This is a genomic window from Pseudomonas triticifolii (assembly GCF_014358015.1).
GTDB classification, from domain to species: domain Bacteria; phylum Pseudomonadota; class Gammaproteobacteria; order Pseudomonadales; family Pseudomonadaceae; genus Aquipseudomonas; species Aquipseudomonas triticifolii.
The window spans coordinates 1-23,299 of record NZ_JACONV010000029.1 but is presented as its reverse complement, the minus strand read 5'-3'; the positions used below and the strand labels follow the sequence as shown (position 1 = coordinate 23,299).

Here is a 23,299-nt window from a genome sequence, read left to right as displayed (position 1 = left end):
CACAACGTAACGCGATTACTTGGCGGCCCAGGCAGTGAAACGCTGCTCCAGGGATTCACCGTTATCTGTCCAGAAGTCGACGTTCATCTGCACCTGATCCTTGATGTTTTCAGGCGTGGTCGGCATGTTCTGCAGGGTTTCCTTGTCCAGCAGCGCAACCGCCTGGGTGTTGGCCGGGCCGTACGCAATGTTCTGCGAGTAGACCTTTTGCTGTTCAGGGCTCAGGCTGTAGGCGATGAACTTCTTCGCCGCTTCAGCGTTTTTCGAACCCTTCGGAATGGCCCATGCGTCGAAGTCGTAGACGCCACCGGTCCACACCACTTTCAGGTTGCTTTCTTTCTGCACAGCGGCAATACGGCCGTTGTAGGCCGAGCTCATCACCACGTCACCGGAGGCCAGGTATTGCGGCGGCTGTGCACCGGCTTCCCACCATTGAATATTCGGCTTGAGCTCATCGAGCTTCTTGAAGGCGCGGTTCTGACCGTCCTTGCTGGCGAGCACTTTGTAGACGTCTTTCGGCGCAACGCCGTCGGCCATCAGAGCAAATTCCAGGGTGTACTTGGCACCCTTGCGCAGGCCACGTTTGCCCGGAAACTTCTTGGTGTCCCAGAAATCCGCCCAGCCGGTCGGTGCGCTGGCTACCTTGTCAGCGTTGTAAGCCAGCACCGTGGACCAGACGAAGAAACCCGCGCCGCACGCTGTGATAGCGCCCGGTACATAGTCTGCGGCGTTACCCAGGATCGAGGGTTCAAGTGTTTCGAACATGTCTTCGCTGCAACCGCGCGCCAGCTCCGGCGACTCGACTTCTACCAGGTCCCAAGACACGCTCTTGGTATCGACCATGGTTTTGATCTTGGCCATTTCACCGTTGTACTCACCGGCAATGATCTTGCCATTACCCGCCTTTTCCCACGGCGCGTAAAAAGCTTTTTCCTGAGCGGCCTTGTTGGCACCGCCGAAGGAAATGACCGTCAGGTCTGTGGCTGCCATGGTCTGCGCTGCACACATCATGCCTAGGGTGATGGCGGTGAACTTCAATGATTTCAGCATTTATTCTTTTCTCCACGAGCAGTGTTGGTAAGCGATTGGGGTGGGCGATGACTTCGCCTCTGTTATTGCTTTTATCGATGGATCAATGCACTTGCTGCAAGGGGTCGAGCGCGCGAACGTGCTCAACTTGACAGCCGATAGGTACCACGTCGCCAACGCTCAGCGCAGGGTCCAGCTCGGCAATCGGCTGTTTGACGAAGAAGTCGGTCTTGCCTGCCACTTCCAGACGCACACGCACGTGGTCGCCCAGGTAGATGAACTCGGCCACACGGCCGGAGAAACGGTTGGCACAGCTTTCGCTGCGGCCATTGAGGTGGATGCGTTCCGGGCGGATGGACAGCGTGACCGGCCCACCTGGCTGACCCACATTGATCGCCAGGGCGTGGACTTTTTCACCGCGCTCAAGCTCGACCACGCAACGGTCGCCGTCCTGGCTGACCAGACGTCCGTTGAGGCGATTGTTTTCGCCAATGAAGTTGGCCACGAAGGTATTTTTCGGCTCTTCGTACAGGTTGCGCGGTGGGGCGATCTGCTGGATTTCGCCCTGGTGGAACACCGCAACACGGTCAGACATGGTCAGCGCTTCGCCCTGATCGTGGGTCACGTAAACCACGGTCACTCCGAGGCGCTGGTGCAGGTGTTTGATTTCCATCTGCATGTGTTCGCGCAGCTGTTTGTCGAGCGCGCCCAGAGGTTCGTCCATCAACACCAGTTGCGGTTCGAAGACCAGCGCACGCGCCAGGGCGACGCGCTGTTGCTGACCGCCGGACAACTGCGCCGGGTAGCGATGAGCAAAACTGTGCAACTGAACCATTTCCAGCGCACGCTTCACTTTCTCGCCGACGTCGGTCTTGCTCATGCCCCGTACCGACAGCGGGAACGCCAGGTTCTCGGCAACCGTCATGTGCGGGAACAGCGCGTAGTTCTGGAACACCATACCGATGTCGCGCTTGTGCGGCGGCACGTTGTTGATGGCGCGGCCGCCGAGCAGGATCTCACCGGCAGTGGGGGTTTCGAAACCGGCCAGCATCATCAGGCTGGTGGTCTTGCCTGAGCCGGACGGCCCAAGCAGGGTCAGGAACTCGCCTTTGCGAATGTCCAGGTTAAGGTCTTTGACGATCAGTGCTTCGCCGTCGTAGCTCTTCTGCACACCACGAAAGCTGACCAGAACATCACTTGCTCCAGCGCTTGTATCGACGTCGCTCATTACCCACACCTTTGTTTTGTCTGCGTGGCTTCAAGACTAGAACAGCCCGAAGCCCGCGCAAATCGGGGGTAATGAGAGATTAGCCTAGGCAGGCTGGAAGGCTGGGGGTAGGGATTGCCCTACAGGGATGGCGGGGATGGGTATGTCTTCGACATTGCGCAGCATCAGGTCGGAGCAGACCTGTCCGAGCAAGAGCGCCAACCCTGCGCATCTGCGTCGCCTGACCCATTTTTCGCGGACAAGTCCGCTCCCACGGGGCGGTGTCCAGAACGCTGATGCATGTCGTTTTCAGACTCAGAGCAGCTTGTGCTCCATCGCGTATTTCACGAGATCGGCCAACGAGTTGAGCTTCATTTTCTGCATCAGCCGCGCTTTGTGGGTGCTGATGGTCTTGCTGCTAAGCGCCAGTTGCTGGGCAATGTCATTGACGTTCGCGCCTTGGGCCAAACGTTCGAATACCGAAAATTCGCGCTCCGACAGCAATGAGTGCAACGGACGATTGTCAGTAAGGCCCACTTCGAACACCATCCGGTCGGCCAGTTCCGGGTCGATGTACCGTCCGCCCGCCGCCACCCGGCGAATCGCCGTCAGCAGCAATGCAGGATCGCTGTCCTTGGTCGCGTAGCCGGCTGCACCGACCTTCAATGCACGCGCCGCCATCTGTGCCTCATCGTGCATCGACAGCACCAGAATGGCCGGCGGATTGTTCAGCGCACGAATTCTGGGGATCGCTTCCAGACCGTTGACGCCCGGCATTGAAATGTCCAGCAGCACCACTTCACAGGCCACATGGCGCAGCGTTTCGAGCAACTGCTCGCCATTGCTGGCCTCGCCCACCACTTGCAGGTCCTTGGCCAGGCCGATCAATTGCTTGATCCCCTCACGCACGATGGTGTGGTCTTCGGCTACCAGTACACGGATCACTTTGCTCGCTCCTGTCCAGCGGGGTCCAACGGAATGTAAGCGCGCAAGGTTGTGCCCTCACCCTGCTCGCTGTCCAGCTCCAATCGGCCGCCCAGCATCAATACACGTTCGCGCATCCCGACGACACCAAACGACACCGGCCTGCCCGGCTCGATGACGAAGCCCTGCCCGTCATCGGCGATAGTCATGCACATCACGCCCCCTTCCAGCGTCAGGCTGATCTCGACGGTGTGCGCCTGGGCGTGACGCATCACGTTGGTCAGCGCCTCCTGAAGAATCCTGAACATGCCCGTTGCCCGTGCATCACTGAGCGGCGGCAGGTTATCCGGCACTTGCACCAGGCAGGGTATCTGCGTGCGCGCTTCGAAACGTCGCGCCTGCCACTCGATGGCCGAGGCAATGCCCGCGTCGAGAATCGGCGGCCGCAACGCCGTGGCCACATCGCGCACCAGCTGGAATAGCTGCGCGATCAGCTTCTTCATGCTCCCCAGCCGATCGCTCAAGCCGGGGTCCAGATCAGCGTAGGCCAGCTCACACATCGACGTTTCGAGCTTGAGCACCGTGAGCATTTGTCCCAGTTCGTCGTGGACCTCGCGGGCGATCCTGGCCTTCTCCTCTTCGCGCACACTTTCCAGGTGGGCCGACAGTTCACGCAATTGATCGTGGGCGCGACGGCGCTCGCTGACGTCGCTGAGAAAGACCACCAGATACTCCGCCTCGCGAAAGCGTAAAAAGCTCAATGACACATCGACCGGCAGCACGCTGCCGTCGGCGCACACGCAATTGGTCTCGAACAACTGCGGGCTGTCTTCGGCCGAGCGCGCGTTTTTCCACAGGTTGAGCCAGCGGTCCATATGCAGGCCAGGATCAAAATCGATCAGGGGGCGCTCGACCACCTTCCCCGGTGCATAACCGAGCATGGTCTCCGCGGCCTGATTGGCGTAGCGCACGCGGCTGTCCCAATTGACCCACAAAATGCCGACAGTGCTCTGATCGATGGAAAACTGCGCCAGCCGCAATGATTCCTCCCCTTGCACTCGCCGGGCAATGTCATCGCGGGCCGCCAACAGTTCCTGCTCAAGTGCGAGTTGCTGGCGACGTTGCCAGATCACGATGGCAAAACAGGCCAGCATCATCACCAGTAACAAGATGCAGAGGTTTTGCCAGAGCCCTGGCGACTCGCTGAAATGCGCAGGCGTCATGGGCATCCAGCGGGTGTGCAGTTGCTCCAGCTCCTTGGCCGGGATGGTGCGCAACGCCTCACTGACGATGTCCGCCAGTAGCGGCTCATCTCGACGCGACGCGACCCTCAGCAACAACGGCAGACCGATATCGCCCACCACCGCCAACCCGGCAAACTCAGGCTCGCGCAACAGCCGACTGAGTTGAGCTTCATCGGCCACGGCATAGCGCGCTTGCTGACTGAGCAGCAATTGCAGGGCCTGGCGCTCGAGCGGTACGCCTTGCAGGTTCAGGTGCGGGTAGTTACTGCGCAGGTAGTCCGCTGTCGTACTGGGCATGCGCACCGCGACCCGCGAAAGGCTGTCGAGCTTGTCCAGATCCACAACAGCGCTGCCCTCGCGCTCACCGATCAGAAGCTGCGAAACACGTAGATACGGATCAGAAAACAGCCAATGCCGCAGCCCTGCCGGCGTCTGCATAAGACCGGGCGCGACGTCCACTTCGCCATCGGCAAGCGCCTTTTCCAGCGCTGCCTGATCAGAGAAGTTTCGCCACAGCAGCTCGACCGGCAGCGTGGCCGCCAGCGCATTCATGAGGTCAACGTTAGCGCCCGACAGCTGTTGCAGGCGTTGATCGAACTGCGCATAGGGCGCGCGCAACACAAGGCCCACGCGCAGCGGGCCATGTCGGGTCAGCCAGTCGCGCTGCGCCTGGCTCAATTGAGCACGTGCCGCCAGTCCAGGCTCATCGAACTGTGCATTCGCCGCTTGCGCCATCAAGAGCACAGCCAGGCAGCCGATAAAACCGATGCGCCAAAGACGAGTTAGCAACGTGTCGTTCTCATATAAAAGTGTTGCGCAAAGGCGCGTGCCTGACAAAAGCCGATCAACCCATTAGGCTGCCGGGATAGTTTCTGGCTTGGAATATCCGATGTCCTACACCATTCGCGCAATGTTTCCTGCATTGTTTCTGTCATTGATCGTCCCTTGCGCCCTACCTGCAATGGCCGCCGATGCGCCAAAGGATGCTGCCAAAGAGGCACCTGAAGAGCGCGCACCCTTGCTCAGTCGTGCGCAGGAAGATGCTCTGGCGCTTGAGCGTCAGTTGCCCAAGCAAGACCAACAACAGTTGCAGGCGGGAGACGAAAGCTTTCTGGCGCTGTGGAAGCCGGCCAATACACCAGAGCCGCAAGGCACGATCATTATCCTGCCCGGCGCCGGCGAGTCTCCGGACTGGCCTGACGTGGTCGGGCCGCTGCGCCGCAAGTTTCCCGATGTGGGTTGGGCCAGCCTGAGCGTCACCCTGCCCGACGCCCAGGACACTGCGTTGATGCCGCGTGAACCTGACGCCGCGACTGGCGACGCCGGTGCAGAAAAAGCCAAGGCAGTGCCAAAGGACGCGCCTGCGAAAGATGCGACCGCAGAGGCAGAAGCCCAGGCCAGCGCCGACACGGCCAAGGCAGCGGCCGATGAAGAACGCAACAAGGCGCAGGCCGAACGGGTGTTTGCCCGCATTGATAGCGCAATTGCTTTTGCACAACAGAACAAGTCACACAGCATCGTGTTACTCGGCCACAGCAGCGGCGCTTATTGGGCGGCGCGCTACATGAGCGAGCGGCCATCGCCTCTGGTACAGAAACTGGTGATGGTTGCCGCACGCGAACCGCTCAACCTTGCGCCCTCACTGCGCGACATGGTGCCTGAGCTGAAGGTCAAGACCGGAGATTTCATTTACAAAACCCCGGACCAACAGGCCGCAACGGACCGCCTGCAAGCCAGCAAACGCGCCAAAGGGCCGGGCTTCACGCAAATCGGGCTGCTCAATATTGCGGGCAATCAGGAAGCCGAACAGGAACAAATCTTCCGCCGGGTTCGCGGCTGGGTCGAGGCTAAATAGCGGTTGGCACGCCTCAACAGAAATGCGCGTCCTCAAGACAGCTTTCGTGGGCAAGTCCACTCCTACAGATTGATGAACACGTAGGAGCGGACTTGTCCGCGAAGGGGTCCCTCAGATCAATGCCCACTCACTGGAACCCACGACGCGCCTTGACCACCCGATAAGCATTGTGCAACTCGCTGGTTTTTTCGGTGGCCACCCGGACCTGCAGCGAGCTGGCGCCCGAACCTGCGATCTTGTCCGGGTGATGCCTGCTGAGCAATCGCCGGTAGGCGCGTTTAATACTCACAGGGTCGGTGTCGGCCTGCACGCCCAGCAACAGCATCGCACCCTTGTAGACATCAGTGCTGCTGATCGACGGGCGTTTCATCGGGTCATGTTCGGCAGACAGCGCTTCGATCTGCGGCTCGGTCCAGCCCAACCACATCCCCCAGACACCTATCAGCTCGCGCTCGGCCCGTGACGCCTTGCCGTCGGCCCACGCCATCCGCCAGCAGGCGCGCAACAATCCCTCAGTGCTGTCCGGTTGGCCACGCAGGCGACGCAGGTAACTGCGCAGCCCGTCAGTGCCATCCTTGCCGCGTTTGAACGCATTGATTGCGCGCAGTTGATCGGCCTTGCTCAGGCCCAGGCGCTGCATTTCCGCACGCGCCTGATGGATGTGGCTGGCGACGACGCGCCCGTCACATTTGGCCAGACGCCCCAGTAACACGAACAGCAACTCATCGTCGTGAATGGCCGCACGACCACCCAGACGCTCGCGCAAATGCGCCCAGCTGTACAGCTTCAGCCGCCGATCCAACGCCTGCCCCAGCAATGCGCCCAGCAGCGCGCCGGGAATGTCGGCGATGGCATAGCCGATCCCGGCACCTGCCAGCGTGCCCGGCCAGATCATTCAGCGCGTCCCGACAACAGCTGTTCCACTTCAGCCAGACGTTCGTGGGTGCCGACATCCACCCAACGTCCTTTGAAATGCTCTCCGGTCACTTTTCCTTCACGCATTGCATCGCGCAACAGCGGCGCCAGCTTGAACGCGCCCGCCTCGCATCCCGCAAACAGACGCGGGTGCAGGATGGCGATACCGCTATACGTGAGGCGCGCTCCGACCGAGTCGTCATCGCGCACCTGACCATCGACCAGCGAGAAGTCGCCGCTCGGGTGATGCGCCGGGTTGTCGATCAGCACCAGATGCGCAAGCCCTGCCAGCGGTGTGCGTAATGCGGCAAAGTCGTAATCGGTCCATATGTCGCCATTGACCACCACAAACGGCTCATCACCCAACAACGGCAAGGCGCGAAAGATGCCGCCACCGGTCTCCAGCGGCTCGCCTTCAGGCGAGTAACGGATATCAAGGCCCAGACGCTGCCCGTCACCCAGATAGTCCTCGATCTGCTGGCCCAGCCACGCGTGGTTGATGACCAGGTCGTGAAACCCGGCCTCACGCAAGGCATTGAGGTGATACTCGATCAGGGGAACACCGCCCGCACGCACCAGAGGTTTTGGCGTGTGCAGGGTCAGCGGGCGCATGCGCTCGCCTTTCCCGGCGGCGAGAATCATCGCTTTCATGCAGTCCTCTTCAACACAATCGATACCTTTTCAAAAATGACTCAAACGGCCGTCTCGACCGGCTGCTGCAGGCTGGTCAGCAACTGACCCAGTTGCGCCAGCTCCGGGCGTCGCGAAAGAACGGCTTCTATATAGGCGAAAAAGCGCGGCACGTCGCCCAGGTAACGAGGTTTGCCGTCGCGATGACAAATGCGCGCGAAGATCCCGATGACCTTCAAGTGACGCTGCACACCCATCAGGTCGCTGGCTCGCTCGAACGCGGCAAAGTCGTCATGAACCGGTATGCCCAGCGCGCGTGCCTGTTCCCAGTAGCCTTTCAACCACCCCGTGACACGTTCCTGCGGCCAGCTCAGGAAGGCGTCCTTGAACAGGCAGGTAATGTCGTAGGTCACGGGCCCGTAAACAGCATCCTGAAAATCCAGCACACCGGGGTTGGGCTCGCTGATCATCAGGTTACGGGGCATATAGTCCCGATGCACCAGCACTTTGGGCTGTATCAGCGCGCTTTCGATCAACAGCTCGCTGGCCTGACGCCAGTCAGCCAACTGCGCCTCGTCCATGTCGACGCCCAGATGACGTTTCACGTACCACTCGGGAAACAACTCAAGCTCGCGGCGCAACAATGCCACGTCGTAGCTGGGCAACGGTGCATCCATCGGCAACTGTTGATACGCCAATAGTGCGTCGATGGCATCGGCGAACAATGCATCGGCGTTATCGGCATCGATCACGTCCAGATAAGTCTGACGACCCAGATCGTTGAGCAATAAAAAGCCTTGCGCGAGGTCTTCGGCGTAAATTTTCGGAACATTGATGCCCGACTTTTCCAGCAAATGAGCGATATCAACGAACGGTTTGCAGTTTTCCTGGGGCGGCGGTGCGTCCATGACAATAAAAGTTCGACCCTCGCCTTCCCAGCGAAAATATCGACGAAAACTGGCATCACTACTGGCCGCAGTCAACGTAGCCGGGGGTACGGCGCCCCAATTGTGCGCAGCAAACAGCGCTGGCAACTGCTCGTCGAGCCAAACTTTCAGGGATTGCAGGCGTATATCTTGATCTGGCATTACAAGGGTCTCCGACGGCGCTAGCCGTCAAGCGGGTCATGCTTTATTATCCGGGATCTTTTTCAGCCCATCGAGAGGCGTGCGGCCCCCCCGCGGGCAGATGGCGCGCAGGAAGCCCGGACTAATAAGATGGCATTGAAATCCCCCGCGTTTCGTAAAAAATTTCCGTTGCTCGTAACCGGCAGTCTGCTGGCGATGCAACCTCTGGCCACTCAGTTCGTGGTCGCCGCGGAACAGTATGACTGCTCAGTCTCTGCTTCGGGTGCCTGGAACTGTGCGCCGAAATCCTCTACCGCTGCCGTAGAGCTGCCTCCACGTCCCGTGCACAGCACAACGTCGGTCAGCTCCAACGGCACCGTGACGTCGGACAGTACCGTCGACGGTCAACCGGCAGCCACCACGCAACTGGTGACCGAAGCCAAGGGTAAAGGCCTGAAGTCGCGTAGTGCTGACTACAGCCACCTCGATTGGGTTCCTCGCGAAAAGCTCACCGCAGCGCAACTGGCCGAAACCGGTCCGTATTGCTCGGGTGCCTACGTAGAGCCGATTCGCCCGGGCATGGACGACAAGACGCCTATGAGTGAGGCACCGATGTTCGTCGGCGCCAAAGCCTCGCGTTACGAGCAGGAAGCACAGGTTGCGACCCTTGCGGGTGACGTCGTGCTGCGTCAGGGCAGCATGCAGGTACAGGCCCAGGAGGCCGCCCTGCATCAAGCCGAAAACCGTGGCGAGCTGAACGGCGATGTCCGTCTGCGCGACAACGGCGCACTGATCGTCGGCGACAAGGCCGAGCTGCAGCTCGATACCGGCGAAGCCCGTGTCGACAACGCCGAGTACGTTCTGCACAAGTCGAACATTCGCGGTAACGCCCTGTACGCCAAGCGTGCAGAGAACGCGATCATTCGTCTCAAGGACGGTACTTACACCTCCTGCGAACCGGGCAGCAACGCCTGGACGCTGAAAGGCAACAACATCACGCTGAACCCGGCGACCGGTTTCGGCACCGCAACCAACGTGACGCTGCGGGTCAAGGACGTACCGGTCCTCTACACCCCGTACATCTACTTCCCGATCGATGATCGTCGCCAGTCAGGTTTCCTGCCGCCGACCATCTCGGCAGGTGGCGATAACGGCTTCACGCTGGTGACTCCGTACTACTTCAACCTGGCGCCAAACTACGACGCCACGTTGTATCCACGCTACATGGCCGATCGCGGCCTGTTGATGGAAGGCGAGTTCCGTTACCTCACCAAAGGCAGCGAAGGCCAGTTCGGCGGCGCGTACCTGAACGACGAGAACGACGAACGCAAGCAGCAGTCCGACTACGACAAGACACGCTGGATGATCAACTGGCAGCACGTGGGCGGTCTCGACACCCGCTGGCTGACCAAGGTCGACTACACCGACATCAGCGATCCGTATTACTTCCAGGACCTGGAAACCGATCAGATCGGCGTCAGCAGAACCGACTACATCAACCAGCAGGGCTCCCTGACTTATCGCGGCGACAACTATTCGGCAGTCTTCAACGCTCAGGCGTACAAGCTGGCCACCGTTGCGAACATCACGCCTTACAACCGTCTGCCACAGATCACCTTCAACGGCACCCTGCCTTACAACCCGGGCGGCCTGAAGTTCGACTACCAGACAGAAGCGGTCCGCTTCGAACGCGACCTGCGTAACGGCAACTTCATCGACGAAAACGGCAACTCGACACCTCGCCTGGACAGAAACGTTGCAGGTCTGGCTCGCTCCAACGGCGACCGCCTGAACCTGGCACCGTCGGTGAGCCTGCCGATGAACTGGACCTACGGCTTCCTGACGCCAAAGCTCAAGTATGTCTACACCCAGTACGATCTGGATCTGGACAGCCAGGGCAAGAGCACACTGCTGGCTGACGAAGAGTACAGCAGCAGCCAGAGCCGCTCCGTGCCGATCTTCAGCGTCGACAGCGGCCTGTACTTCGACCGTAATACGCAGTGGTTCGGCAAGGACTATCGCCAGACGCTGGAACCGCGCCTGTTCTATCTCTATGTTCCCGAGAAAGACCAGACCGACATTCCGGTATTCGACTCCAGCGAAAGCACCTTCAACTACGCCTCGCTGTTCCGTGACAACCGCTTCACCGGCTCCGACCGCATCGGCGACGAAAACAAACTGTCGCTGGGCGTGACCAACCGCTGGATCGAAGAGAACGGTTTCGAGCGTCAGCGCTTCAGCATTGGTCAGGCACTGTACTTCGAAGACCGCAAGGTGCAATTGCCTGGCGTGGTATTCGCAGACCGCGACGACGCCAAGGCCAACGTGTCGCCTTACGCACTGGAATACGAATACCGCTTCAACCGCGACTGGCGCTTCAACTCCGATTTCAACTGGGATCCGGACAGCAAGAGCACCCGTTCGGGCAGCGCGATGTTCCATTACCAGCCTGAAGACAACCCGAACAAGGTCGTCAACGTCGGCTATCGCTATCGCAACGACCAGATCCGGTTCGACCAGACCACTGGCCGCTGGACCGTCGGCGGTGGTGACTACGGCACCCCGGGCGATGCGAACTACGTGAAGGACTACTACAAGATCCAGCAGCACGACTTCTCGGTCATCTGGCCAATCGTGCCGCAGTGGAGCCTGATCAGCCGCTGGCAATACGACTACAACCGCGACCGTACCATCGAGGCCTTTGGTGGTTTCGAATACGACAACTGCTGCTGGAAACTGCGCCTGATCAACCGTTACTGGGTTGATTACGACGAATTCAGCCAGGAAGCGCCTCAGAACGAAAAAGGCGACCGCGGTATATTCCTACAAATCGTGTTGAAGGGACTCGGCGGCGTGACCGGCGCCAAAGTAGAGAGCTTCCTCGACAAAGGCATCCAAGGTTATCGTGAACGTGAAGACCAAGCTTTCTGATTGTCTGCGCCCGCTGATGCTGGGCGCGTTACTCCTGAGCGGCGCCGTGCATGCAGCGGTTCAGCCTCTGGACAGTGTCGTGGCCATCGTCGATAACGACGTGATCATGAAAAGCCAGATGGACCAGCGTGTTCGCGAAGTTCAGCAAACCATCGCCAAGCGCGGGTCGGGCGTACCGCCCGCCGAAGCGCTGCAGCAGCAGGTTCTGGATCGTCTGATTCTGGAAAACCTGCAGTTGCAGATGGGCGAGCGTTCCGGCATCCGCGTCACTGACGAAGAGCTGAACCAGGCCATCGGCACCATTGCCCAGCGTAACAACATGAGCGTGGAGCAGTTCCGCGCTGCCCTCGCCCACGATGGCCTCTCGTACAACGATGCACGCGAGCAGGTTCGTCGGGAAATGATCATCAGCCGTGTACGCCAGCGCCGCGTGGCCGAGCGTATCCAGGTGTCCGAGCAGGAAGTGAAGAACTTCCTGGCCTCTGATCTGGGCAAGGCTCAGTTGTCCGAAGAGTTTCACCTGGCCAACATCCTGATCGCAACGCCCGACAGCGCATCGTCCGACGCCATTCAGGCCGCCGCGCGCAAGGCCAAGGATGTCTACGACCAGTTGAAGAAAGGTGCAGACTTCGCGCAGATGGCGATTGCCAAATCGTCGAGCGAAAGCGCACTGGAAGGCGGTGACATGGGCTGGCGCAAAGCCGCTCAACTGCCTCCACCTTTCGGCGACATGCTCAGCTCCATGCCGATCGGTGACGTGACGCCTCCGGCGCGTACGCCAGGTGGCTTCATTATTCTCAAGCTGCTGGAAAAACGCGGCGGACAAGGTCAGGCCCAGATGCGTGATGAAGTTCATGTGCGCCATATCCTGATCAAGCCGAGCGAAATCCGCAGCGAAGATGAAACCCGTCGTCTGGCGACCAAGATCTACGAGCGCATTGAAAACGGCGAAGATTTCGGCGAACTGGCCAAGAGCTTCTCGGAAGATCCGGGCTCGGCGCTTAATGGTGGCGACCTGAACTGGGTCGACCCCAACTCGCTGGTACCGGAGTTCCGTGAAGTCATGAATGAAACGCCTCAGGGTGTTTTGTCCAAGCCGTTCAAGACCGCTTACGGCTGGCACGTTCTGGAAGTACTTGGCCGTCGTGCCACGGACGCCACCAGCCAGGCCCGTGATCAGCAAGCCCTTAGCGTGCTGCGTAACCGCAAGTACGACGAAGAGCTGCAAACCTGGCTGCGTCAGATCCGTGACGAAGCCTACGTTGAAATCAAGCTCCCTGGCGCAGCCCAGGCTGCACAGTGACGCCAAAGCGCTTCGCACTGACACCCGGCGAGCCGGCCGGCATAGGTCCTGACCTTTGCCTGCTGCTCGCCACGCAGCCTCAGCCACACCCCCTGATTGCCATAACCAGCCGTGACCTGCTCCTTGAGCGGGCCGCGCAACTGGGTGTGGTCGTCAACCTGATCGACGTTGCCCCCGATGCCTTCCCGGACGCGCCAGCGCCGGCTGGCAGTCTGTATGTCTGGGACACGCCGTTGGCGCAGCAGGTGGTCACAGGCGAACTGAACAAGGCCAACGCCGGGTTCGTGCTGCAAACCCTGACACGCGCCGGGCAAGGCTGCCTTGACGGCCTGTTCAGCGGGATGATCACCGCGCCGGTCCATAAAGGCGTGATCAACGAAGGCGGATTCGCCTTCTCAGGGCACACCGAATTCCTTGCCGAACTGACCCACACCGAACAGGTTGTGATGATGCTGGCCACCGGTGACCTGCGGGTTGCTCTGGTGACCACGCATTTGCCGCTGCGCGATGTGGCGGACGCCATCACGCCAGAGCGCCTGGAGCGTGTTACGCGCATCCTGCACGCCGATCTGGTGAACAAGTTCGGCATTGCCCACCCGCGCATCCTGGTGTGCGGCCTCAACCCTCATGCCGGTGAAAGCGGGCATCTGGGGCGCGAGGAAATAGACATCATCGAACCGACTCTGGAGCGTCTGCGCAGCGATGGGCTGGACTTACGCGGCCCGCTGCCTGCCGACACTCTGTTTACCCCCAAATATCTGGAGCACTGCGATGCGGTGCTGGCGATGTACCACGATCAGGGCCTGCCGGTGCTGAAATACAAAGGTTTCGGCGCAGCGGTCAATGTGACGCTGGGCCTGCCGATCATTCGCACCTCTGTCGACCACGGCACCGCGCTGGACCTGGCGGGCAGTGGCAAGATCGACACCGGCAGCCTGCACGTAGCGCTGCAAACCGCCTACCAGATGGCCGAGACCCCTTCATGACCGAGCAATACCAACACCGGGCGCGCAAGCGTTTCGGGCAGAACTTCCTGCACGACGCAGGCGTTATCGACAAGATCCTGCGTGCCATTCGGGCAAAGCCTGAAGACCGCCTGCTGGAAATCGGGCCGGGCCAGGGCGCACTGACCGAAGGCCTGCTCAACAGCGGCGCTCATCTGGATGTCGTGGAACTGGACAAGGACCTGATCCCGATTCTCAACAGCCAGTTCGCCGGCAAACCCAACTTCAACCTGCATCAGGGCGATGCGCTGAAGTTCGACTTCAACAGTCTGGGGGCGCAACCCAACAGCCTGCGCGTTGTCGGCAACCTGCCCTACAACATCTCCACACCGTTGATCTTCCATCTGCTGCAGAACGCCAGCCTGATTCGCGACATGCACTTCATGTTGCAGAAAGAAGTGGTCGAGCGCCTCGCAGCGGGACCGGGCGGCGGTGACTGGGGTCGCCTGTCGATCATGGTCCAGTACCATTGCCGCGTGGAGCACCTGTTCAACGTCGGGCCAGGCGCGTTCAATCCGCCGCCCAAAGTGGACTCGGCCATTGTGCGCCTGGTGCCGCACGAGACCCTACCCCACCCTGCCAAGGATCATCGCCTGCTGGAGCGCGTCGTACGCGAAGCCTTCAACCAGCGCCGCAAGACCTTGCGCAACACGCTCAAGCTGCTGTTGAGCAGCGACGAAATCACCGCCGCCGGTGTGGACGGCAGCCTGCGTCCGGAACAACTGGATCTGGCTGCTTTTGTACGCCTGGCCGACAAGCTCAGCGAGCAGACCGTAGCACCGTAACCTGTCGAGACAAGTGAACGGCGAACGGCCATTCGTCATTTTCCGCGCACTTGTCCTAGACTGATGCTTCTACTCAGTGCTCCCGTTTTTTTCGCTATGGATTTCAAGGCCTACTGAATGTCCGATTCCCGTTATCAGGTCGACGTCAGCGTCGTCACGCGTTTCCTCGCAGAACAGTCTCAACCCGAGCAGAATCGCTTCGCGTTCGCCTACACCATCACCGTCCAGAACAACGGACAGTTGCCTGCAAAGCTGCTGTCCAGGCACTGGGTCATCACCGATGGCGACGGCCACGTCGAGGAAGTCCGGGGTGAGGGCGTGGTGGGTCAGCAGCCGGTGATCAAGGTTGGGCAGAGCCACACGTACAGCAGCGGCACGGTCATGACGACCAAGGTCGGCAACATGCAGGGCTCCTATCAGATGCTCGCTGAAGACGGTAAACGCTTCGACGCCGTCATCGCTCCCTTTCGTCTTGCCGTACCCGGTGCCCTTCACTGATGGCGGTGTACGCCGTTGGCGACCTGCAAGGTTGCCTGGACCCGCTGAAGTGCCTGCTCGACGATGTGGGTTTCGACCCTGAAAAGGATCGCCTGTGGCTGGTGGGTGATCTGGTCAACCGCGGTCCCCAGTCGCTGGCAACATTGCGTTTTCTGTACAGCATTCGTCAGTCGCTGGTGTGCGTGCTGGGCAACCACGACCTGCACCTGCTCGCCGCCTCGCGCAACATCGAGCGCCTCAAGAAGAGCGACACCTTGCGCGAAATTCTGGAAGCGCCGGATCGCGACGATTTGCTGGGCTGGGTACGCCAGCAAAAACTGATGCACTACGACGAAACGCGCAACGTGGCCATGGTTCATGCCGGTATCGCACCGCAGTGGTCGCTGAAGAAAGCGCTCAAGCACGCCGCCGAAGTCGAACAGGCCCTGCAGGACGATAATCTGTACGAACCCTTTCTGGATGGCATGTACGGCAACGAGCCGGTCAAATGGGACAACGCCCTGCATGGGGTCCCTCGATTGAGGGTGATCACCAATTACTTCACCCGCATGCGGTTCTGCACCAGCGATGGCAAGCTGGACCTCAAGGGCAAGGAAGGCATAGAGACCGCCAAGCCTGGCTACGCGCCCTGGTTCAGCCATCAGACACGCAAGACCCACTCGGTTAAAATCATCTTCGGTCACTGGGCGGCACTCGAAGGCCGCTGTGACGAACCTGGTGTCTTTGCCCTGGACAGCGGCTGCGTATGGGGCGGCGCCATGACGCTGCTCAACGTCGACACCCTTGAACGCCATCAATGCAATTGCGATGCTACCGGCCATGTCGCGACACCGGCCATCACCCGAATACCGAGCCACGTCGCACCGCATCAGCCCCCAGAGGCACAGGAGCCCAAACCATGAGCGAGTTCAAACGTATTCCCCCAGAGCAGGCTCAGGCGCTGCGCGAGCAAGGCGCGGTCGTAGTCGATGTTCGCGACGCGCAGACGTTCGAGAGCAATCACATTCCCGAATCGCTGCACCTGGATAACCACTCCATCGCCGACTTTATCGCCAAGGCTGATCTGGACAAACCCCTGGTCGTGATCTGCTATCACGGCAACTCCAGCCAGAACGCTGCCGCGTATCTGGTGGGTCAGGGCTTCTCGGATGTCTATAGCGTGGACGGCGGGTTTGAACTCTGGCGCTCGACTTTTCCGGCGCAAACCGTGCAAGGCCGCTGAAAAATATTTTTATGACAGCCGATCCCGCGTTCTACGCGGGCTCGCGCCCCAACTGACGAACGGTCAGCCCGTCTTCTCGCTCATCCCTTCTTTATCTTTCCGAATCCGAACTATCCTTAGCCTCAGGCCATCCGAAATCAGGGGAGAGCCGGTACACCGGCGCGTGGGTCATCGGTAGCTACTTTTACGGTGTTCTGGGGGGTAAACGGCATCTGGATACTCAGCTGCTGCCAGCATCGACTGACGATCCGCCGCCGGCTCAACGTATCGAGCGAGGTGACGTCATGAGTATTTTTAGCCACTTCCAACAACGCTTTGAAACGACACGCCAGGAAGAGCTCTCGCTGCAGGAGTATCTTGAGCTCTGCAAACAGGATCGCAGCGCCTATGCCTCAGCCGCCGAACGTCTGCTGCTGGCCATCGGCGAGCCTGAACTGGTGGATACCTCCGCCAACTCGCGGTTATCGCGAATTTTCTCCAACAAGGTGATACGGCGTTATCCGGCGTTTGCTGACTTCCATGGGATGGAAGAATGCATCGACCAGATCGTTTCCTACTTCCGCCACGCCGCTCAAGGCCTGGAAGAAAAGAAGCAGATTCTCTATCTGCTCGGCCCGGTTGGCGGTGGTAAATCGTCTCTGGCTGAAAAACTCAAACAACTGATTGAAAAGGTCCCGTTCTACGCCATCAAGGGCTCGCCGGTGTTCGAGTCGCCATTGGGCCTGTTCAATGCCAATGAAGACGGTGCCATTCTCGAAGAAGACTTTGGCATCCCGCGTCGCTACCTGAGCACCATCATGTCGCCCTGGGCGACCAAACGTCTGGCTGAGTTCGGGGGCGACATTAGCCAGTTCAAGGTCGTGAAACTCTATCCGTCGGTGCTCAACCAGATCGCCGTGGCGAAAACCGAGCCGGGTGACGAGAACAACCAGGACATCTCGGCGCTGGTCGGTAAAGTCGACATTCGCAAGCTCGAAGAATTTCCGCAGAACGACGCCGATGCCTACAGTTACTCGGGCGCACTCTGCCGGGCCAACCAGGGCCTGATGGAATTCGTCGAGATGTTCAAAGCCCCGATCAAGGTTCTTCACCCGCTGCTGACAGCGACTCAGGAAGGCAACTACAACAGCACCGAAGGGCTGGGCGCGATTCCGTTCACCGGTATTCTGCTCGCGCACTCCAACGAATCGGAATGGCACAGCTTCCGCAACAACAAGAACAACGAAGCCTTCATCGACCGTATCTACATCGTGAAGGTGCCCTACTGCCTGCGCGTCAGCGACGAAGTCAAGATCTACGACAAACTGCTGTTCAACAGCTCCCTGTCCAAGGCGCATTGCGCACCGGACACACTGAAGATGCTTGCGCAGTTCACGACCCTGTCGCGCCTCAAGGAGCCGGACAACTCCAACATCTACTCCAAGATGCGCGTATACGACGGCGAAAACCTCAAGGACACCGACCCGAAAGCCAAGTCGATTCAGGAGTACCGCGACAGCGCGGGTGTCGACGAGGGCATGAACGGTCTGTCGACCCGTTTCGCGTTCAAGATCCTGTCCAAGGTGTTCAACTTCGATCCGCATGAAATCGCGGCCAACCCGGTACACCTGCTCTATGTGCTGGAACAGCAGATCGAACAGGAGCAATTCCCGGCCGAGACGCGCGAGCGTTACCTGCGCTTCATCAAGGAATACCTGGCCCCGCGCTACATCGAGTTCATCGGCAAGGAAATCCAGACGGCTTATCTGGAATCCTACAGCGAGTACGGTCAGAACATCTTCGACCGCTACGTGCTCTACGCAGACTTCTGGATTCAGGATCAGGAATACCGCGACCCCGAAACCGGCGAGATTCTCAACCGGGTGGCCTTGAACGAGGAACTGGAAAAGATCGAGAAACCGGCTGGCATCAGCAACCCGAAAGATTTCCGCAACGAGATCGTCAATTTCGTGCTGCGCGCCCGCGCCAACAACAATGGCAAGAACCCGACCTGGCTCAGCTACGAGAAGCTGCGCGTGGTGATCGAGAAGAAAATGTTCTCCAACACCGAGGACCTTCTGCCGGTCATCAGCTTCAACGCCAAGGCCAGCAAGGAAGACCAACAGAAACACAACGACTTCGTCACTCGAATGGTTGAACGGGGCTACACCGATAAACAGGTACGTCTTCTCTCCGAATGGTATCTGCGCGTACGCAAATCGCAGTAATGGCAGCGGCAAGCGGCAGGCTGTAAGCCTCGGGCCGGCATCAGGCTCGCCCGAGGTGCTGTTTTGTGCCAGCGCTTGCTTTTAAGCTTCAGGTTCAGCGCCTGAAGCTTGCAACTTGAAGCTGCCCGGAGGGCCTATGAGCTATGTGATTGACCGACGTCTCAACGGCAAGAACAAGAGCACGGTAAACCGGCAACGGTTTCTGCGGCGTTATCGCGACCATATCAAGAAGGCTGTGGAGGAAGCGGTCAGCCGCCGCTCCATCACCGACATGGAGCATGGCGAACAGATCAGTATTCCCGGCCGGGACATCGACGAACCGGTGCTGCACCACGGGCGTGGTGGCAAACAGACTGTCGTTCACCCCGGCAACAAGGAGTTCACCACCGGCGAGCACATCGCCCGGCCGCAAGGCGGTGGCGGCGGTAAAGGGCCTGGCAAGGCGGGCAATTCCGGCGAAGGCATGGATGAGTTCGTGTTCCAGATCACCCAGGAAGAGTTTCTCGAGTTCATGTTCGAGGACCTTGAGCTGCCCAATCTGGTCAAACGCAACCTGACCGGCACGGACACCTTCAAAACAGTGCGTGCCGGGATCAGCAACGAAGGCAACCCTTCACGCATCAATATCATTCGTACCCTGCGCTCAGCACACGCACGGCGCATCGCCCTGTCCGGCAGCAGCCGCGCAAAACTCAAGGAAGCCACTAGCGAACTTGAGCGCATGAAGCGCGAAGAACCTGACAACTTCGGCGACATTCAAGAACTTGAGGTGGAAATCGAACGTCTCAAGGCGCGTATCCGTCGCGTGCCGTATCTGGACACCTTCGACCTCAAATACAACCTGCTGGTCAAACAGCCCAACCCCAGTTCCAAAGCTGTAATGTTCTGCCTGATGGACGTTTCCGGCTCCATGACACAGGCCACCAAAGACATCGCCAAGCGCTTTTTCATCCTGCTGTATCTGTTTCTCAAGCGTAACTACGACAAGATCGAAGTCGTGTTCATTCGCCACCACACCAGTGCCCGCGAAGTGGACGAAGAAGAGTTTTTCTATTCACGGGAAACCGGCGGCACCATCGTTTCCAGCGCCTTGAAACTGATGCAGGAGATCATGGCCGAGCGCTACCCGAGCAACGAGTGGAACATCTACGCGGCCCAGGCCTCCGACGGAGACAACTGGAACGATGACTCGCCGATCTGCCGTGACATCCTCACCAAACAGATCATGCCGTTCGTGCAGTACTACACCTATGTGGAAATCACGCCGCGCGAACATCAGGCACTTTGGTACGAATATGAGCGCATCGGCGAGGAATATGCCGACACGTTCGCCCAGCAGCAGCTTGTCTCTGCCGGTGATATCTATCCGGTATTCCGCGAACTCTTCCAGCGAAGGTTAGTGTCATGACCGCCAGAGAGCAGAAACGCCAACCCATTTCCACGGGGTCAGAGTGGACGTTCGAACTGATCCAGACCTACGATCGGGAAATCAGCCGTATCGCTGATCGCTACGCGCTGGACACGTACCCCAACCAGATCGAAGTGATCACCGCCGAACAGATGATGGACGCCTATGCGTCGGTCGGCATGCCGCTGGGCTATCACCACTGGTCCTACGGCAAGCACTTCCTCAGCACCGAAAAATCCTACTCGCGGGGCCAGATGGGTCTGGCCTACGAGATCGTGATCAACTCGGACCCGTGCATCGCTTACCTGATGGAAGAAAACACCATCTGCATGCAGGCACTGGTCGTCGCTCACGCCTGCTATGGACACAACAGCTTCTTCAAGGGTAACTACCTGTTCCGCACCTGGACCGATGCCAGCTCGATCATCGATTACCTGGTGTTCGCCAAGCAGTACATCATGCAATGCGAGGAACGCCACGGCATCGATGCGGTGGAAGACCTGCTCGACTCCTGCCACGCCCTGATGAACTACGGCGTGGATCGCTACAAGCGCCCTTACCCGATCTCCGCTGAGGAAGAGCGACGCCGGCAGAAGGACCGCGAAGAACACCTGCAGCGCCAGATCAACGACCTGTGGCGCACCATCCCGAAAAGTGCGAAAGAAGGTGGCAAGGAAGACAACGCGCGCTTCCCGGCTGAACCCCAGGAAAACATCCTGTACTTCATCGAGAAACACGCGCCGCTGCTCGAACCCTGGCAGCGCGAAGTGGTGCGCATCGTGCGCAAGATTGCGCAGTACTTCTACCCGCAACGCCAGACTCAGGTGATGAACGAAGGCTGGGCGACGTTCTGGCATTACACGCTGATGAATGACCTGTACGACGAGGGCCTGGTCACTGACGGCTTCATGATGGAGTTTCTGCAGTCGCACACCAGCGTCATCTACCAGCCCGGCTTCGACAGTCCTTACTACAGCGGCATCAACCCGTACACGCTGGGTTTTGCCATGTATCAGGACATTCGGCGGATTTGCGAACACCCCACCGACGAAGATCGCCAGTGGTTCCCGGAAATTGCCGGTACGGACTGGCTCACGGCGATCAAGTTCGCCATGAGCAGTTTCAAGGATGAAAGCTTCATCCTTCAATACCTGTCACCCAAGGTGATTCGCGACCTCAAGCTGTTCAGCATCATGGATGACGACCAGAAGGACGACCTGCTGGTACCCGCCATCCACGACGAGAACGGCTACCGGACCATTCGCGAAATCCTTGCCGCGCAGTACAACCTGGGCAACCGTGAGCCCAACATCCAGATCTACAGCATTGATCGTCGCGGAGACCGCTCGCTGACCCTGCGCCACCAGCAGCACAACCGCAAGCCGCTGGGCGACTCCACAGACGAGGTACTCAAGCACCTGCATCGGCTGTGGGGCTTCGACATCCATCTGGAAACCCTGCAGGGTGATCAGATCGTAAAAACCCATCATGTGCCACCGAGAGGCGAGCACGCCGACAGTGAGTATCCCCGGCTTGATATGGCGGTCGTTCACCTCTAGGCGCTAGAAGCCTGCACTCTTGAGCGGGTAATCGTTCGGTTTTAGCCTCCGCAGGCACGACAAGGTTTATCCTGTCGCGCTTACGGAGGTTTTTTATGCAGATTTATAAAGTGGGCGGCGCCGTGCGCGATCGCCTTCTGGGTCAGCCAGTCACCGACATTGACTGGGTGGTGGTCGGTGCGTCGACCGAGGAAATGCTGATCAAGGGCTACCGCCCGGTCGGCACCGACTTCCCGGTGTTTCTTCATCCGCTGACGGGCGAGGAATATGCCCTGGCGCGTACCGAGCGCAAAAGCGGCGTGGGGTATGGCGGCTTCGTATTTCATGCAAGCCCTGACGTCACGCTGGAACAGGACCTGATCCGTCGCGATCTGACGATCAACGCAATGGCCGAAGACAAGGACGGTAACCTGACCGATCCTTACCACGGCCAGCAGGATCTTGAAGCACGCATTTTACGCCACGTTTCCCCGGCATTTGCCGAAGATCCGCTCCGAGTGCTGCGTGTCGCCCGTTTCGCGGCGCGTTATGCACCCCACGGATTCAGCATCGCTCCCGAGACGCTGGACCTGATGCGTCAGCTCAGTGAATCGGGCGAACTCCGGGCGTTGACGCCCGAGCGCAGCTGGAAGGAAATTTCCCGCGCACTCATGGAAAAGCAGCCGCAAGTGTTCATCAAGGTGCTGCATGAGTGCGGCGCGCTCAAGGAACTGATGCCTGAGGTCGAAGCCCTGTTCGGCGTTCCCCAACCCGAAGCGCATCACCCGGAAATCGATACCGGGGTGCATGTACTGAGCGTGCTGGAACAGGCCGCCCTTCATGAACATCCGTTGAGCGTGCGCTGGGCCTGCCTGCTGCATGACCTGGGCAAAGGGCTGACGCCGGAATCGGAGTGGCCCAGGCACATTGCCCATGAACACACCGGCCTGCGCCTGATCAAGATCGTCAACGAGCGCTTTCGCGTGCCGAGGGAGTGCCAGGAACTGGCGCTGCTGGTCGGCCAGTACCACACCCATGGACACCGGGCACTGGAGCTGAAACCCTCGACCGTGCTGGAGCTGTTGCAAAGCTTCGACGTGTACCGCAGGCCACAACGTTTCGAGGAATTCATCGCGGCGTGCGAAATGGATGCGCGGGGCCGTCAGGGCTTCGAGCAACGCAATTATCCACAGGCGGACTATCTGCGTGGCGCTGCGCAGGCGGCGCGATCGGTGTCAGTACAGCCGCTGCTTGAAAAGGGCTTACAAGGCAAGGATCTGGGCGACGCGCTGAAAAACGAGCGGCTGGATGCGCTGAAGATCTACAAGGCGGAGTATGGCGGATAAGTGATTTGATCCTTCCCTACGCTGCGCGCAGGAGCATCACGGGCTGTATGCACACCCAAGCCTGGAAGACACGCAAAACGAGGTCAAGCCAAAAATTTCTGACTGAATGCATACCCTTGGGAGGCGGCTTGCCGGCGATGGCGTCCGCCCAGCCACCGATATGTCTCTTCAGAAAAAGCATCGCCG

At 59.4% G+C, this 23,299-nt stretch carries 19 protein-coding genes; 12 read left to right on the top strand and 7 right to left on the bottom strand.

Annotated elements, in window-relative coordinates; all coding sequences use genetic code 11:
* Positions 1 to 15: 15 nt before the first annotated feature.
* The 4 genes from H8S56_RS22810 to H8S56_RS22795 form a co-directional block, all read right to left on the bottom strand.
* Positions 16 to 1,050, bottom strand: a complete 1,035-nt coding sequence (locus H8S56_RS22810) for a polyamine ABC transporter substrate-binding protein (protein WP_024687698.1) — start codon at positions 1,048 to 1,050, stop codon at positions 16 to 18.
* A gap of 82 nt (positions 1,051 to 1,132) precedes the next feature.
* Positions 1,133 to 2,257 carry an ABC transporter ATP-binding protein gene (locus H8S56_RS22805; protein ID WP_024687699.1) on the bottom strand — a complete coding sequence of 375 codons (1,125 nt, stop codon included), beginning with the start codon at positions 2,255 to 2,257 and terminating at the stop codon, positions 1,133 to 1,135.
* 294 nt (positions 2,258 to 2,551) lie between these two features.
* Positions 2,552 to 3,181: a response regulator gene (locus H8S56_RS22800; RefSeq protein ID WP_004885362.1), complete on the bottom strand. Its 630-nt coding sequence runs from the start codon at positions 3,179 to 3,181 to the stop codon at positions 2,552 to 2,554.
* The gene (locus tag H8S56_RS22795) at positions 3,178 to 5,139 is read right to left on the bottom strand and encodes a sensor histidine kinase (protein WP_235986852.1); all 1,962 of its coding nucleotides are present in this window, start codon (positions 5,137 to 5,139) and stop codon (positions 3,178 to 3,180) included. The genes H8S56_RS22800 and H8S56_RS22795 overlap by 4 nt, the downstream gene beginning before the upstream one ends.
* A gap of 154 nt (positions 5,140 to 5,293) precedes the next feature.
* Between H8S56_RS22795 and H8S56_RS22790 the strand changes: the two genes are divergently transcribed.
* Positions 5,294 to 6,259: an alpha/beta hydrolase family protein gene (locus H8S56_RS22790; RefSeq protein ID WP_187519862.1), complete on the top strand. Its 966-nt coding sequence runs from the start codon at positions 5,294 to 5,296 to the stop codon at positions 6,257 to 6,259.
* A 127-nt stretch (positions 6,260 to 6,386) separates the two neighbouring features.
* Here the strand turns inward: H8S56_RS22790 and H8S56_RS22785 are convergent, their stop codons facing one another.
* The 3 genes from H8S56_RS22785 to H8S56_RS22775 are packed head-to-tail and all read right to left on the bottom strand — an operon-like array spanning position 6,387 to position 8,892.
* Positions 6,387 to 7,154 (bottom strand): TerB family tellurite resistance protein, encoded by a 768-nt coding sequence (locus tag H8S56_RS22785; RefSeq protein ID WP_024687702.1) that lies wholly within the window; start codon positions 7,152 to 7,154, stop codon positions 6,387 to 6,389.
* Positions 7,151 to 7,825, bottom strand: a complete 675-nt coding sequence (murU, locus tag H8S56_RS22780) for an N-acetylmuramate alpha-1-phosphate uridylyltransferase MurU (RefSeq protein ID WP_187519861.1) — start codon at positions 7,823 to 7,825, stop codon at positions 7,151 to 7,153. Before murU ends, H8S56_RS22785 begins: the two co-directional genes overlap by 4 nt.
* 41 nt (positions 7,826 to 7,866) lie before the next feature.
* On the bottom strand, positions 7,867 to 8,892 hold the full coding sequence (locus H8S56_RS22775; RefSeq protein ID WP_024687704.1) for an aminoglycoside phosphotransferase family protein: 1,026 nt from the start codon (positions 8,890 to 8,892) through the stop codon (positions 7,867 to 7,869).
* Between the two features lie 129 nt (positions 8,893 to 9,021).
* On the opposite strand from H8S56_RS22775, the gene H8S56_RS22770 reads away from it, so the two are divergent.
* The 11 genes from H8S56_RS22770 (at position 9,022) to H8S56_RS22720 (ending at position 23,113) form a co-directional block, all read left to right on the top strand.
* Positions 9,022 to 11,802, top strand: coding sequence for an LPS-assembly protein LptD (locus H8S56_RS22770; protein ID WP_024687705.1), 2,781 nt, complete (start codon positions 9,022 to 9,024; stop codon positions 11,800 to 11,802).
* Complete coding sequence (locus H8S56_RS22765; RefSeq protein ID WP_024687706.1) at positions 11,783 to 13,105, top strand: peptidylprolyl isomerase; 1,323 nt, start codon at positions 11,783 to 11,785, stop codon at positions 13,103 to 13,105. Before H8S56_RS22770 ends, H8S56_RS22765 begins: the two co-directional genes overlap by 20 nt.
* A complete protein-coding gene (gene pdxA / locus H8S56_RS22760) occupies positions 13,102 to 14,091 on the top strand; it encodes a 4-hydroxythreonine-4-phosphate dehydrogenase PdxA (protein WP_187519860.1) in 990 nt (329 codons plus the stop codon). Before H8S56_RS22765 ends, pdxA begins: the two co-directional genes overlap by 4 nt.
* Positions 14,088 to 14,894: a 16S rRNA (adenine(1518)-N(6)/adenine(1519)-N(6))-dimethyltransferase RsmA gene (rsmA, locus tag H8S56_RS22755; RefSeq protein WP_024687708.1), complete on the top strand. Its 807-nt coding sequence runs from the start codon at positions 14,088 to 14,090 to the stop codon at positions 14,892 to 14,894. The genes pdxA and rsmA overlap by 4 nt, the downstream gene beginning before the upstream one ends.
* 117 nt (positions 14,895 to 15,011) lie before the next feature.
* Positions 15,012 to 15,392 (top strand): Co2+/Mg2+ efflux protein ApaG, encoded by a 381-nt coding sequence (gene apaG / locus H8S56_RS22750; protein ID WP_187519859.1) that lies wholly within the window; start codon positions 15,012 to 15,014, stop codon positions 15,390 to 15,392.
* Positions 15,392 to 16,294, top strand: a complete 903-nt coding sequence (locus tag H8S56_RS22745) for a symmetrical bis(5'-nucleosyl)-tetraphosphatase (protein WP_024687710.1) — start codon at positions 15,392 to 15,394, stop codon at positions 16,292 to 16,294. Before apaG ends, H8S56_RS22745 begins: the two co-directional genes overlap by 1 nt.
* On the top strand, positions 16,291 to 16,614 hold the full coding sequence (glpE, locus tag H8S56_RS22740) for a thiosulfate sulfurtransferase GlpE (RefSeq protein ID WP_024687711.1): 324 nt from the start codon (positions 16,291 to 16,293) through the stop codon (positions 16,612 to 16,614). The genes H8S56_RS22745 and glpE overlap by 4 nt, the downstream gene beginning before the upstream one ends.
* 284 nt (positions 16,615 to 16,898) lie before the next feature.
* Positions 16,899 to 18,821: a PrkA family serine protein kinase gene (locus tag H8S56_RS22735; protein WP_024685977.1), complete on the top strand. Its 1,923-nt coding sequence runs from the start codon at positions 16,899 to 16,901 to the stop codon at positions 18,819 to 18,821.
* A 136-nt stretch (positions 18,822 to 18,957) separates the two neighbouring features.
* Positions 18,958 to 20,229 (top strand): YeaH/YhbH family protein, encoded by a 1,272-nt coding sequence (locus H8S56_RS22730; RefSeq protein ID WP_073166906.1) that lies wholly within the window; start codon positions 18,958 to 18,960, stop codon positions 20,227 to 20,229.
* Positions 20,226 to 21,788: a SpoVR family protein gene (locus tag H8S56_RS22725; RefSeq protein ID WP_187519858.1), complete on the top strand. Its 1,563-nt coding sequence runs from the start codon at positions 20,226 to 20,228 to the stop codon at positions 21,786 to 21,788. The genes H8S56_RS22730 and H8S56_RS22725 overlap by 4 nt, the downstream gene beginning before the upstream one ends.
* Before the next feature lie 95 nt (positions 21,789 to 21,883).
* Complete coding sequence (locus H8S56_RS22720) at positions 21,884 to 23,113, top strand: multifunctional CCA addition/repair protein (protein WP_187519857.1); 1,230 nt, start codon at positions 21,884 to 21,886, stop codon at positions 23,111 to 23,113.
* Positions 23,114 to 23,299 lie beyond the last annotated feature (186 nt).

What these genes read in the sequence shown, in the direction of transcription:
- H8S56_RS22810 (WP_024687698.1), bottom strand. Translation starts at nt 1,050, where the DNA reads ATGCTGAAATCATTGAAGTTCACCGCCATCACCCTAGGCATGATGTGT.
- H8S56_RS22805 (WP_024687699.1), bottom strand. Translation starts at nt 2,257, where the DNA reads ATGAGCGACGTCGATACAAGCGCTGGAGCAAGTGATGTTCTGGTCAGC.
- H8S56_RS22795 (WP_235986852.1), bottom strand. Translation starts at nt 5,139, where the DNA reads ATGGCGCAAGCGGCGAATGCACAGTTCGATGAGCCTGGACTGGCGGCA.
- H8S56_RS22790 (WP_187519862.1), top strand. Translation starts at nt 5,294, where the DNA reads ATGTCCTACACCATTCGCGCAATGTTTCCTGCATTGTTTCTGTCATTG.
- H8S56_RS22785 (WP_024687702.1), bottom strand. Translation starts at nt 7,154, where the DNA reads ATGATCTGGCCGGGCACGCTGGCAGGTGCCGGGATCGGCTATGCCATC.
- murU (WP_187519861.1), bottom strand. Translation starts at nt 7,825, where the DNA reads ATGAAAGCGATGATTCTCGCCGCCGGGAAAGGCGAGCGCATGCGCCCG.
- H8S56_RS22775 (WP_024687704.1), bottom strand. Translation starts at nt 8,892, where the DNA reads ATGCCAGATCAAGATATACGCCTGCAATCCCTGAAAGTTTGGCTCGAC.
- H8S56_RS22770 (WP_024687705.1), top strand. Translation starts at nt 9,022, where the DNA reads ATGGCATTGAAATCCCCCGCGTTTCGTAAAAAATTTCCGTTGCTCGTA.
- rsmA (WP_024687708.1), top strand. Translation starts at nt 14,088, where the DNA reads ATGACCGAGCAATACCAACACCGGGCGCGCAAGCGTTTCGGGCAGAAC.
- apaG (WP_187519859.1), top strand. Translation starts at nt 15,012, where the DNA reads ATGTCCGATTCCCGTTATCAGGTCGACGTCAGCGTCGTCACGCGTTTC.
- H8S56_RS22745 (WP_024687710.1), top strand. Translation starts at nt 15,392, where the DNA reads ATGGCGGTGTACGCCGTTGGCGACCTGCAAGGTTGCCTGGACCCGCTG.
- glpE (WP_024687711.1), top strand. Translation starts at nt 16,291, where the DNA reads ATGAGCGAGTTCAAACGTATTCCCCCAGAGCAGGCTCAGGCGCTGCGC.
- H8S56_RS22735 (WP_024685977.1), top strand. Translation starts at nt 16,899, where the DNA reads ATGAGTATTTTTAGCCACTTCCAACAACGCTTTGAAACGACACGCCAG.
- H8S56_RS22730 (WP_073166906.1), top strand. Translation starts at nt 18,958, where the DNA reads ATGAGCTATGTGATTGACCGACGTCTCAACGGCAAGAACAAGAGCACG.
- H8S56_RS22725 (WP_187519858.1), top strand. Translation starts at nt 20,226, where the DNA reads ATGACCGCCAGAGAGCAGAAACGCCAACCCATTTCCACGGGGTCAGAG.
- H8S56_RS22720 (WP_187519857.1), top strand. Translation starts at nt 21,884, where the DNA reads ATGCAGATTTATAAAGTGGGCGGCGCCGTGCGCGATCGCCTTCTGGGT.